The sequence below is a fragment of the Pseudomonas sp. FH1 genome (assembly GCF_000510895.2).
GTDB classification, from domain to species: Bacteria; Pseudomonadota; Gammaproteobacteria; order Pseudomonadales; family Pseudomonadaceae; genus Aquipseudomonas; species Aquipseudomonas azotoformans_A.
On record NZ_AOHM01000107.1, the window covers coordinates 1 to 10,915 of the forward strand.

Below are 10,915 nucleotides of genomic sequence, written 5' to 3' on the forward strand. Positions count from 1 at the left end.
GCTAATTATATGATATTTATGGATAATTTCCAAAGTTGATGACATTGAGCGCGACCCTGGCCCTGGCAAAAATCCGTGGCGCCCAGGTGTTGGCCGCTGTACGTCGACCAGGGCAGGTCGAGGTATTGCAGGCGCAAGGTTTTGAGGCGATTGCCTTGGACAAACCGGAAGAGCTCGGTGCGCAGGTCAATGCGGTGTTCAAGGGCGGTGCCGATGTGATCTTCGACACCACCGGTTTCTGGCTGCCGGCAGCCGTTGCAGGTTTGGCACCGTTCGGCCGCATCGCGATCATCGCCGCGCCGGTGGACGGCCATGTACAACTGCCGGCCCTGGCGCTGTATCGCAAAGGTGGCTCGGTGGTGGGGATCAATTCGTTGCTCTACAACTGCGAGCAGTGCGCGGTGATGCTGGAGCAGTTCGGACGATTCTTTGATGAAGGCCTGTTGCCGTTGCCCACCGGCTTGCGTGAAGTGGCGCTGGCCGATGGGGTGCAGTGCTATGAGGAGGTGAATCAAGGCAGCACAGACAAAATCATCTTCCTGCCTTGATCCCGGCGGTCAGGCTTCGGGAACACCTTTCTCCCAGGCCGACCAGTTGTTGAGAATCGCCTGTACCAGCGGGTTGCCCGTGCGGTACAGGTTCTCCAGCGCCGGCACAAAACCGCCCTGATCCGCGTACTTCAGCAGGTTGTCCACTTCGCTGTAGCCAGGGTACGGGCGGTCGAAGTCGGAACCGGCACGTACCACCGCCAGGCGCTGGATATCCACCAGGCCTTCGCGGCTGGCGCGTAGCAGGGCTTCGTAGGTGGAGTTGTCTTCCTGTTGGGTGGTGCAGTATTCGCCTTTGTTGTCGGTCAACAGCTTGGTCCAGACTTCGGCGCGTTCGCTCAGGCGTGTACCGGAAAACCAGGTGTTGCCCGCCAGGGTGTCGCAGCGGGTGACTTGCGGCGGCTGGTTGGCGGGGGCGGCGGGGTAGTGTTTGCGCCAGGCGGCGGACTCCTTGCTTTCGGTCAGCTCCACTTTTTGTGACAAGGCAAACGCCTTGGCCTGCAACTTGGGGTTCAGCTCAAACACTTCGGTCTTGTAGTCCAACGGTGGTTTCTCGTTGGGGCCTTTGGTGTTGATGCCGATATAACCCGTCGGCCAATCCTTGGGCGCGTCCCGCGAATCCAACTCCCACTGGGTGCCGAATTCCACCAGGTAATGCGCCCAGGCGGCGGTGCCGATGGTGCCGTGCTTGGGGCTGATGCCGGCGATCCCGGCGATCAGGAAATAGCTCTGGCGCAGGTCGAATTTGGGCGACAAGGCCAAGGCCAGCGTGGACGCGGCGGCGTTGGTCTGGCCCATGCCGGTGACCAACAGGCACACGTCCTGGGTGTTGCAGCGGATCACCGGGTATTCAGCGGACAGCCCTGGCACGCGGACTTCCTGCTTGAGTTCCAGGCGATCGATCCAGGTTTGCGCCTCAGGGGCGAACATGGTGATCAGCATCACCTTGGGTTTGATCGGTGCGGTATCGGCCAGCACCACGTGGGGCAGCAGCGCCAGGCCGACCGCCATTGATAGACGTGTAAACGCGTTCATCTAAAGCTCCTTGATCAGAATTGGTAGCCCACGCCGGCGTAGTAACCCCAGCCATCGGAACGGGCGCGGAAGTTGCCTTCGCCGAAATTCAACTCACTGCCGTCTTCCCAGTTGCCGCCGTTATGGAAGTAACGGCCGACCAGGGTGAAACGCAGGTGGGTGAACGAGTACAGCAGCACATTGGTCGCGACCAGCGAGTTGGCGGTGCGCGCCGGGTTGTCCTTGTGCAGGTCGGAGCCGAAATCGTAGTTGGTGAAGCCGATGTAGGTCAGCGAAGCACCGTTATCGAATTTGCCGATGGGCACGATGTACTTCATCTGCGCACGGTAGCCGTCCCATGAGTATTCATTGCTGGCGCCGTAGTTTTCCCACTGGTAACGCCCGTAGAAGTTGGCCGACAGGTTCACCCGCGAATGGGTGTCGATGTCGGTGCCGAGGCCGCTGTACAGGGTGTTGGCGCGGTTTTCCTTGCGGCTGCCATGGTCGTAGATCCAGTCGAACGCCACGTACCACTCCTTGAACGGCCCGATGGCCAGGCTACGGCCCGCCAGGTAGTCGATGGAGATACGCGGCTCGTGCTCCATGAACACCGGGGAGCCATGGTCCCACACGCCTTTGTCATTACTGTTACCGATGGTGAGGATCTTCGGCACGTCGATGTAGCCGTACAGCTCAAAAGGCCCCTTACGGCCGAAGTACTCGTATTCCAGGTAGACATCATCCTGTGGCTTGGGGCCGAAGCTGATGTCTTTGCTGCCGATCAATGTCAGGTCCTGGTTGAACCAGTCCGACAGGTACACGCCTTTTTTCGCCGGGCTGGCTTCAGGGCTGAGGGTTTCGCCCTGTGCTGAGTCATCCACGGGTTTTTCCTGCGCCAAAATGGGGGTGCTGAGTACTCCCGTAACGGCGGCCAGTAGCAAGGAAACACCAAAGGAGGCAGGACGCCTTGAGGTGGGGTGCATTGAAAATCCCTATTCGTACGCGGTTTGAACCCGATTCTTCGGGTAAGGGTGAACTTGGCTGGCAAGTTCGTACCGCAAACGTTTGCACATGCTGTACCAAGTTTGCTCAATCGTTTGATCAAATTGAAAAAAGCGGGATTTAGTCGACCTTTTGGTCAGAATTGACTGGGTGTCATTTTTTCAATGTGCTGGAACAGGTGCATCGCGGTTTCACGTCGATAGTCGCTTGGCGTCTGGTGCATTTCGATACGGAAGTGTCGATTGAAATTCGACAGATTGGCGTAGCCCACTTCAAAGCAGATGTCCGCCACCGACATGTCGCTTTGCAATAGCAGTCGGCAGGCGCGTTGCACACGGAACTTGCGCATCAGGTCGATAAAGCCGTGGCCGGTGTTGCGCTTGAAGAAGCGTGAGAAGCCCGGCTCGCTCATCTCCAGTTGTTGCGCAATCACCGACAGACGCACATCGCCGGTCAGCTCGCGCATCAGATAGTCGAACGCCTTGTTGATGCGTTCGGCGCTGCGTGCATCCAACGTCGGCGCATAACACGGGCTGGCGAGTGCCTTGACCTGTTGCGTCGGGGCGTTCTTCAGGGTGTCGAGCAATTGCAGGAACAGGATCAGGCGTTGCAGGCCGTGGGCGCTGCCGATGGCTTCCATCAAGCGCGCAGCCTGCAACGCGGCGTCGCCGGTGAATTCCAGTCCGCGCCGGGCATGCTCGAACAGCGGTTGCAGGTCACCGAGTTCCGGCAGGGTCTTGCGCAGGGCGAGGAGGGCGGCGCCATCGAATTGCAACACCACGTCGCGACCGCTCAGGTATTCGCCGGGGGCGAGTTCACCGATCCAGTCGTGGGGCAGGTCGGGGCCGATCAGGGCCACATGCCCGGCACTGAACGCACCGATGTAGTCGCCCGCTACCAGTTTGCCGCTGCCTTGGCGGATCAGGTGGATTTCAAATTCGGGATGGTGGTTCCAGCGCGCCAGGTCGTAGGGGTAGTCATGTTCGAACCAGCGGAAGCAATGGTCCGGCTCGGGCAGGATCACTTCGAGTTCGGCGGGGCGGTGCTCGAACAGCTTGGCGCGGCTGATGGGCATGGTGGGATTCTTATGATGCTTGGAATCGCTTCAAAATACGCGCCTCAGTCATGGGCGCGCTACTCCTGGTTTCGCCAGGTACTGATACTTTTTTAACTTTCACGCTCCGGTTAAAAAAGTACCAGTCGCCCATCCTCCAGGCGTTTGTGGGGGCTTGGCCAAGCTGCTGTAATCGGCCCTCAACAACAAAAACAACAGGTAGAAACCGCTATGTCCAAGCTCCCGCAAGCGTTGTTCCTGCTTTCCGGCCTGGCGCTGGCCATGCCCAGCCACGCCGCCGACACCGTGACCATCGCCACGGTCAACAACAGCGACATGATCCGCATGCAGCGCCTGTCCAAGGTGTTCGAAGCGCAGCATCCGGACATCAAGCTCAACTGGGTGGTGCTGGAAGAAAACGTGCTGCGCCAGCGCCTCACCACTGACATCGCTACCCAGGGCGGGCAGTTCGACGTGCTGACCATCGGCACCTACGAAACCCCACTCTGGGGCGCCAAGCACTGGCTGGAACCCTTGACCCCGCTGCCGGCCGATTATGACGCCGACGATATCTTCCCCTCGGTGCGCCAGGGCCTGTCGGTCAACAACACCCTGTACGCCTTGCCGTTCTACGGCGAAAGCACCGTCACCTACTACCGCACCGACTTGTTCAAGCAGGCCGGGTTGAGCATGCCCGCGCATCCTACCTGGACCCAACTCGGCGAGTTCGCCGCCAAGCTCACCGCCAAGGACAAGGGCCAATATGGCATGTGCCTGCGCGGCAAGGCCGGCTGGGGCGAGAACATCGCCTTGCTGAGCACCATGGCCAATGCCTTTGGCGCGCGCTGGTTCGACGAGCAGTGGAAACCCGAGCTGACCAGTCCCGAGTGGACGGCGGCCGCCAACTTCTACGTCAACACCCTCAAGCAATACGGCCCGCCGGGCGTGTCCAGCAATGGTTTCAACGAAACCCTGGCGCTGTTCAACAGCGGCAAGTGCGCGATCTGGGTGGATGCCAGCGTCGCCGGCTCCTTCACCACCGACAAGAGCCAGAGCAAGGTCGCCGACAGCGTCGGTTTCGCTGCCGCGCCTACCGAAGTCACCGATAAAGGTTCTTCGTGGCTGTATGCCTGGTCCCTGGCAATTCCGGCCACGTCCAAGCACAAGGACGCTGCCAAGGCCTTCATCAGTTGGGCGACTTCCAAGGAGTACATCCAGTTGGTCGCTGATAAAGAAGGCATCACCAACGTACCGCCGGGCACCCGACAATCCACCTACAGCGAGGCGTACTTGAAGGCCGCACCGTTTGCCCAGGTAACCCTGGAAATGATGAAGCACGCCGACCCCGCGCACCCTTCGGCCAAGCCGGTGCCTTACGTGGGCATTCAGTACGTGACCATTCCCGAGTTCCAGGCCATCGGCACCTCGGTCGGCAAGCTGTTCTCTGCGGCGCTGACCGGTGGCATGTCGGTTGACCAGGCCTTGCTGGAAGCCCAGTCCACCACCGAGCGCGAAATGAAACGCGCCGGCTACCCGAAATAACTTCAACAGGACTTTTTCATGAAACGACTCGAAGGCAAGAGCGCACTGATCACCGGTTCGGCGCGTGGCATCGGCCGCGCCTTTGCCCAGGCCTACATCGCCGAAGGCGCCACGGTGGCCATCGCCGACATCAACCTGCAACAGGCCCAGGCCACCGCTGCTGAGCTGGGCCCACAGGCCTATGCCGTCGCCATGGATGTTACCGACCAGGCGTCCATCGACAGCGCGATTGCCACAGTGGTCGGCCGCGCCGGCAAACTGGATATTCTCATCAACAACGCTGCATTGTTCGACTTGGCACCCATTGTCGACATCACGCGCGACAGCTACGAACGGCTGTTCTCGATCAACGTCGCCGGCACGCTGTTCACCTTGCAGGCCGCCGCGCGGCAGATGATCAGCCAGGGCCATGGCGGCAAGATCATCAATATGGCCAGCCAGGCCGGACGCCGTGGCGAGCCGTTGGTGGCGATCTACTGCGCGACCAAGGCGGCGGTGATCAGCCTGACGCAATCGGCGGGGTTGAACCTGATCAAGCAGGGGATCAACGTCAATGCCATTGCTCCGGGCGTGGTGGATGGCGAGCATTGGGATGGTGTGGATACGTTGTTTGCCAAGCATGAAGGATTGGCACCGGGCGAGAAGAAAAAGCGGGTAGGGGATGAGGTGCCGTTTGGGCGGATGGGCACGGCGGACGATTTGACCGGCATGGCGGTTTTCCTGGCCTCGAAGGACGCAGACTATGTGGTGGCCCAGACCTACAACGTCGACGGCGGTAACTGGATGAACTAGAGCCGTACATCAATCCAGAATGTGGGAGCGGGCTTGCTCGCGAATGCGGTGTATCAGTCCCAGGTACGGCGGCTGACACACCGCATTCGCGAGCAAGCCCGCTCCCACAGGTGATTTTCGGTGTTCTTTAAAACGCGTTACTCGGCAAAACAGCGGTCGAAGAAGTAGATTTCTCCAGGTTTGAGAACCGTCACCGTCGCCTGGGGCCTGCCGCCTTCACCATTCTTCTTGCGCCCGGTCTCGCGCAGAAACCCCGCCTCAGTCAGCTTCAGCAAGCGCTGGCGAATACTGGTCTTCAACACCGGCCGCCCCAGCACCAGGGAAAAGATCATGGTCGCTTCCGGCGCGCTGAACTCATTGCCCAGGAACATCAGCGGCAAGCTGCTGTACAGCGACTTGGAGAACAAGCGCTCCTGCACGGAGGCCACGATGCTGTTGTGATCGAACGGCAGCTTGATGCTGCCATCCGCGACCCCCGCCAGTGAAAACCAGGCCTGATGCTCACCCAGCTCTACCTCATCCGCCACGATCGCCAGGTAGTAAGTGGACGACGACCAACAGCGCGGATCACGAAACGCATCCCCCACCGTGCCCACTTGCTCGCTCCACGCCAGCGCCAGGCCCACCTTGTCACTCGCCCGCAAGCGCTCCACCGCATCCTTGAGGCTCAGATCTTGCACGCCGCCATTCACCACCACGCCCGGCAGCGCCCAATGCCCGGTGAAGGGCTCGGCGTCGCGTTTGTTCAGCAGCAATTTCAGCTCCCCTGAGGCGCGGCAATAAAACACTACGCACAGGTCGACGGTGTGGAGGTAGGGGCTCAGGGGCATGTGGACGTCCTTCTAGACAGCGATGACGCACAGTCTAACCAATCGAGCAGATATGTCATGTACTTGCTCCAGGATAGATAACCAAATGTTTCTTGCAATGAAAGTACATGACGTGTACTTTTGTTTCCAGGCCACAGGAGAACCATCATGACCCTCTCGATATCCGCCATTGCTTCATTCGACGTCGACGCCCAGAAGAGCTTCACGCCGCTGTGCCCCAGTGAGTTGCCTGTGGCCGGTGGCGACCAGATCGGGGCCGAGCTCAACTACATGGCGAGCCTGGCCGGCCATCGCGTCGGCAGCAAGGACGCCCACACCCCGCACGCGCCCTGGGTGGTGTCGCAGCACAGCGAGATGCTGCAACCCACCGGCCTGGCCCACGCCGATGTGACCTGGGTGAGCCATTGCGTGCCGGGCACCGAGGGCTTCACCTTGCTGGACGAATTGCCCACGCCTTATGACTACGACTACTTCATCTGGAAAGGCGTGGAACCCGACCTGCACCCCTACGGCGCCTGCTATCACGACCTGCACGACAAGCTGTCTACCGGCGTGATCGAGTACTTGAAGGCCCAGGGCGTGAGCCGCGTAATCGTCGGCGGCCTGGCGCTGGACTACTGCGTCAAGACCACCGCGTTGCAATTGCTCAAGGCTGGCCTGGAAGTGGTTTTGCACTTGCCGGCGTGCCGGGCCATTACGCAGGAGGGCGGCGTACAGGCGGTCAATGAGTTGCTCAAGGCCGGTGCTGTCATCAGCAGCACCCGCGAAGAACTGGCCGCGATGGCCGCGCGTTAAGGAGACACACCATGGAAAGTGCCTACGACTACGAAACGCCCGTTATCCGGGGTTTGCTCGACACCGACTACTACACCTTCACCATGATGCAGGCCGTGTTGCACCAGTACCCCAATGTCGATGTGGAGTACAACTTCATTGTGCGGTCCAAGGAAAAGCTCGGTCATCTGATTCCTGAAATCCGTGCCGAGTTGGAGCAACTCGCCAGCCTGCGTATGCGCGAAGGTGAGCTGCGCTTTCTGTTCAACCCCCGCTTTCGCGAATACCTCACCCCGGACTACGAGCGCTTCCTCGGCTTGTTCCGCTTCAACCTGCGCTATATCCACGTCAGCGAAGTCGACGGCCAACTGAACATCCGCGTGGTCGGTCCTATGCTGCACTGCATCATGTTCGAACAACCGGTCCTGGCGCTGGTCAGCGAGCTGCGCAACCGCGACAAATACCCCGACGTGACCTTGGAAGACGTCACCCGCAAGCTCTACCAGAAGTTCGACTGGCTACAGAAAAATCTCAGCCGCGAAGAACTCGCCGACCTGCGAGTGTCTGACTTTTCCACCCGGCGCCGCCTGTCGTTCAAGGCCCAGCGCGAAGTGGTCGACATCATGCGCCGCGACTTTCCCGGACAGTTCGTCGGCACCAGCAATGCGCACCTGGCCTACGAATTCGACCTGCCGCTGATCGGCACCATGGCGCACCAATGGCTGATGGTGCACCAGCAACTGGGCCGCCTGCGCGAAAGCCAGAACGCCGCCCTGGAAAACTGGGTGCGCGAATACCGTGGCCGTCTCGGCATCGCCCTGACTGACTGCATCAGCACCGATTTTTTCCTCAAGGACTTCGACCTTTACTTCGCCAAGCTGTATGACGGCCTGCGCCAGGACTCCGGCGACCCCATCGCTTGGGCCGACAAAGTCCTGGACCGCTACCAGCAACTGGGCATCGACCCGATGACCAAGGACCTGATGTTCTCCGACGGCCTGAATTTCGAAAAATGCCTGCCGATCCTGCGGCACGTGCGCGGCAAGGCCAAGTTCGGCTTCGGCATGGGCACCAGCCTGGCCTGCGATGGGGAGGGCGTCGAGCCGCTGAGCATCGTGATGAAACTGGTGCGGGTGCACGGCGAACCGGTGGTGAAATTCTCGGATGATCCGATCAAGAACGTCTGCGAAGACGCCTCGTTTTTGCAGTACGCAGCACAAGTGTTCAATGTCGGCAGCGTGGAGGTGTGACATGCAAGCACGTATCGCACAGGAACTGAACATCAATCGGCAACTGGTCAAAGGCGGCGAAGCCAAAGAAATCCAGCGGCGCATCGACTTCATCAAGACCACCGTGCGCGGCTCCGGCGGCAAGGCGTTGGTACTGGGCATCAGCGGGGGTGTTGACTCACTCACCGCCGGCCGTCTGTGCCAGTTGGCCGTGGAGCAACTGCGCGGCGAAGGCTACGCTGCACGCTTCATCGCCATGCGACTGCCCTACAAAACCCAGGCCGACGAACGCGACGCCCAGGCCTCCCTGGACTTCATCACCCCGGACCAGATCGACACCCTCAACATCGCCGCCAGCGTCGACGGCCTCATGGCCAGCCTGACCGCCACCGAAGCCAGCGCCGCCCATGTCGATTTCATCAAGGGCAACGTCAAGGCGCGCACGCGGATGATCGCCCAGTACGCCGTGGCCAACCTGCACAACGGCCTGGTGGTCGGCACCGACCACGGCGCTGAAGCGCTGATGGGCTTTTTCACCAAGTTCGGCGACGGCGCCTGTGACTTGGCGCCGTTGTCGGGCCTGACCAAAACCCAGGTGCGCTTGCTCGCCACGGCCCTTGGCGCCCCGAACAACCTGGTGCACAAACACCCGACTGCGGACCTGGAAGAGCTTGTGCCGGGCAAGCTGGATGAACAGGCCTACGGCTGCACTTACGCAGAGATCGACGCGTACCTGATGGGCGAGCCGGTGAGTGAGCGGGTGAGGGCGATTGTCGAGGGCGCGTACGGCAAGACAGCGCACAAGCGTGCGCTGCCTATCATTCCGGTTTGAGCCGACGATCAGATTTTGATGTTTTCGCGGATGTTCCAGCCGAACCGAATCGGCCCGCCATCTTTGCCGCCATCGGCTTTCTGTGGCTGGTAGCTGATTTCCACCCTGGCGAAGTTAAGGCTGATTTCCTCGGTCAGCACGTCACTGGTTGTCGCCGCGCGGCTGTCGTAGGAGGCGACCATCACTTCCTTCAGGATGATCACCAGGTACTCCACGCTGCTATCGCCCCCAGCCTTGCGCACCACGATTCGAGCCTCGGGGTAATGCTTGCCGGTTGCGCACGCCATGATGAGGTTGGGCGAGGATTTATCCAGCGACTTTTCAATCGCGATGTTGGCCATATCAACCTTGCCGGCACCACCGCCCGTGCCACTGTGCATCGAGCCCGATTGAGTCATCCTCCAGCCCCAGCGGGAAATATCGATTTCATCGCGATGGGCCTGGTCCCTGGACTCGCCCTTGATGTCTCCCAGTTTCAAAAACATATCGGTTGCCATGTTCGTTCCTTGTCTTGTCATCAGCCGAGAGTGGCGCGGGGCGTACTTTTCCCATTTCGACGATTGACCTCAAGACGCCAAGGTGAGAACGGGAAGTGCCTGGCTGCAAAAAGGAATATTTCCGACATTCTTGCCGGATATTGATTCTTTACGCTCTGCGCTCTTGTGCGTTCAGGAGTAAAGGAATGGCTAGCAGTGTCTTGAAGGACGGTTTCCCTAATGCCCACCTCACAACGCGTGAGCGAGTGGAAAACAGTATTGATCTGCGCCGGTTGTTTGCGGCTATCGACGCCGATCCGGCCATTGTCGGGGCAGGGGTGGTGTATCTCGATTCACAGCTGTGGCCCGTGACGTTGCGTGAGTTTCAGCCGATTTGCAGCGTGTTCCCCAAACGGGTGGTTTTGCGGGAGATGCCTGGCTCGTTGGCGAGGTTGGATTTTGTGCGCAGGTTGGAGTACGAGCCAAGAGAGTCGGAGGTAGTGTTTGAATCGATCGGAATGGGAGTGGCCTGTGGGACTGCATTATTGAGTTGGTTGGTGATCGCTGGCGGGTCCGCGCTTTCGCCGTTCACCGCAGGCCTGAGTGGTGCACTGGCCGTGATTGGGAGAGCTGCATTTGTTGCCAGTTTTGGGCAGTGTGCAAACGGTTTATACCGTGTCTACAAAGAAGCCAGGGAGCCTGCCCATATTGATTGGCTCGATAGCGAACCTTGGTATCAACACACGACGGCCATTCTGGATGCTGTGTCGTTGATAGGGAAACTCTGAAAAAGACTTTCAGATTTGGTGAAATAGCCGCCTG

Annotated in this window: 11 protein-coding genes and 1 pseudogene; 7 read left to right on the forward strand and 5 right to left on the reverse strand. The window is 59.9% G+C overall.

Going from position 1 to position 10,915, the window contains the following annotated elements:
• Positions 1-47 precede the first annotated feature (47 nt).
• Positions 48-548, forward strand: a pseudogene (locus H096_RS24825) (zinc-binding dehydrogenase); the annotation flags it as partial.
• A 9-nt stretch (positions 549-557) separates the two neighbouring features.
• Here the strand turns inward: H096_RS24825 and H096_RS24830 are convergent.
• The 3 genes from H096_RS24830 to H096_RS24840 form a co-directional block, all read right to left on the reverse strand.
• Positions 558-1,583: a purine nucleoside permease gene (locus H096_RS24830; protein ID WP_033901983.1), complete on the reverse strand. Its 1,026-nt coding sequence runs from the start codon at positions 1,581-1,583 to the stop codon at positions 558-560.
• 14 nt (positions 1,584-1,597) lie between these two features.
• Entirely contained in the window at positions 1,598-2,545 is a 948-nt protein-coding gene (locus tag H096_RS24835; RefSeq protein WP_033901984.1) for a nucleoside-specific channel-forming protein Tsx, read from the reverse strand.
• Between the two features lie 155 nt (positions 2,546-2,700).
• Entirely contained in the window at positions 2,701-3,639 is a 939-nt protein-coding gene (locus H096_RS24840) for an AraC family transcriptional regulator (protein WP_033901985.1), read from the reverse strand.
• Between the two features lie 210 nt (positions 3,640-3,849).
• Here H096_RS24840 and H096_RS24845 point away from each other — a divergent pair, with 210 nt between their 5' ends.
• Together H096_RS24845 and H096_RS24850 are read left to right on the forward strand one after the other, a co-directional pair.
• Positions 3,850-5,160 (forward strand): sugar ABC transporter substrate-binding protein, encoded by a 1,311-nt coding sequence (locus tag H096_RS24845; protein ID WP_033901986.1) that lies wholly within the window; start codon positions 3,850-3,852, stop codon positions 5,158-5,160.
• Between the two features lie 18 nt (positions 5,161-5,178).
• On the forward strand, positions 5,179-5,952 hold the full coding sequence (locus H096_RS24850) for an L-iditol 2-dehydrogenase (protein WP_033901987.1): 774 nt from the start codon (positions 5,179-5,181) through the stop codon (positions 5,950-5,952).
• 137 nt (positions 5,953-6,089) lie between these two features.
• Here the strand turns inward: H096_RS24850 and H096_RS24855 are convergent, their stop codons facing one another.
• Positions 6,090-6,782, reverse strand: coding sequence for an NUDIX hydrolase (locus H096_RS24855; RefSeq protein WP_033901988.1), 693 nt, complete (start codon positions 6,780-6,782; stop codon positions 6,090-6,092).
• A 147-nt stretch (positions 6,783-6,929) separates the two neighbouring features.
• Between H096_RS24855 and H096_RS24860 the strand changes: the two genes are divergently transcribed.
• From H096_RS24860 to nadE, 3 genes are read left to right on the forward strand one after another with little or no spacing between them, the layout of a single operon-like run.
• Positions 6,930-7,577: a nicotinamidase gene (locus tag H096_RS24860; RefSeq protein ID WP_033901989.1), complete on the forward strand. Its 648-nt coding sequence runs from the start codon at positions 6,930-6,932 to the stop codon at positions 7,575-7,577.
• A gap of 11 nt (positions 7,578-7,588) precedes the next feature.
• Positions 7,589-8,806, forward strand: a complete 1,218-nt coding sequence (pncB, locus tag H096_RS24865) for a nicotinate phosphoribosyltransferase (RefSeq protein ID WP_033901990.1) — start codon at positions 7,589-7,591, stop codon at positions 8,804-8,806.
• Between the two features lies 1 nt (position 8,807).
• Complete coding sequence (nadE, locus tag H096_RS24870; protein ID WP_033901991.1) at positions 8,808-9,617, forward strand: ammonia-dependent NAD(+) synthetase; 810 nt, start codon at positions 8,808-8,810, stop codon at positions 9,615-9,617.
• Between the two features lie 8 nt (positions 9,618-9,625).
• Here nadE and H096_RS24875 read toward each other — a convergent pair whose 3' ends face one another.
• Positions 9,626-10,114 carry a type VI secretion system tube protein Hcp gene (locus tag H096_RS24875; RefSeq protein WP_033901992.1) on the reverse strand — a complete coding sequence of 163 codons (489 nt, stop codon included), beginning with the start codon at positions 10,112-10,114 and terminating at the stop codon, positions 9,626-9,628.
• A gap of 185 nt (positions 10,115-10,299) precedes the next feature.
• Here H096_RS24875 and H096_RS24880 point away from each other — a divergent pair, with 185 nt between their 5' ends.
• Positions 10,300-10,881 carry a hypothetical protein gene (locus H096_RS24880; protein ID WP_051422195.1) on the forward strand — a complete coding sequence of 194 codons (582 nt, stop codon included), beginning with the start codon at positions 10,300-10,302 and terminating at the stop codon, positions 10,879-10,881.
• Positions 10,882-10,915 lie beyond the last annotated feature (34 nt).

Coding starts and splice junctions, on each gene's coding strand:
- H096_RS24830 (WP_033901983.1), bottom strand. CDS start 1,583: ATGAACGCGTTTACACGTCTATCAATGGCGGTCGGCCTGGCGCTGCTG.
- H096_RS24835 (WP_033901984.1), bottom strand. CDS start 2,545: ATGCACCCCACCTCAAGGCGTCCTGCCTCCTTTGGTGTTTCCTTGCTA.
- H096_RS24840 (WP_033901985.1), bottom strand. CDS start 3,639: ATGCCCATCAGCCGCGCCAAGCTGTTCGAGCACCGCCCCGCCGAACTC.
- H096_RS24845 (WP_033901986.1), top strand. CDS start 3,850: ATGTCCAAGCTCCCGCAAGCGTTGTTCCTGCTTTCCGGCCTGGCGCTG.
- H096_RS24850 (WP_033901987.1), top strand. CDS start 5,179: ATGAAACGACTCGAAGGCAAGAGCGCACTGATCACCGGTTCGGCGCGT.
- H096_RS24855 (WP_033901988.1), bottom strand. CDS start 6,782: ATGCCCCTGAGCCCCTACCTCCACACCGTCGACCTGTGCGTAGTGTTT.
- H096_RS24860 (WP_033901989.1), top strand. CDS start 6,930: ATGACCCTCTCGATATCCGCCATTGCTTCATTCGACGTCGACGCCCAG.
- pncB (WP_033901990.1), top strand. CDS start 7,589: ATGGAAAGTGCCTACGACTACGAAACGCCCGTTATCCGGGGTTTGCTC.
- nadE (WP_033901991.1), top strand. CDS start 8,808: ATGCAAGCACGTATCGCACAGGAACTGAACATCAATCGGCAACTGGTC.
- H096_RS24875 (WP_033901992.1), bottom strand. CDS start 10,114: ATGGCAACCGATATGTTTTTGAAACTGGGAGACATCAAGGGCGAGTCC.
- H096_RS24880 (WP_051422195.1), top strand. CDS start 10,300: ATGGCTAGCAGTGTCTTGAAGGACGGTTTCCCTAATGCCCACCTCACA.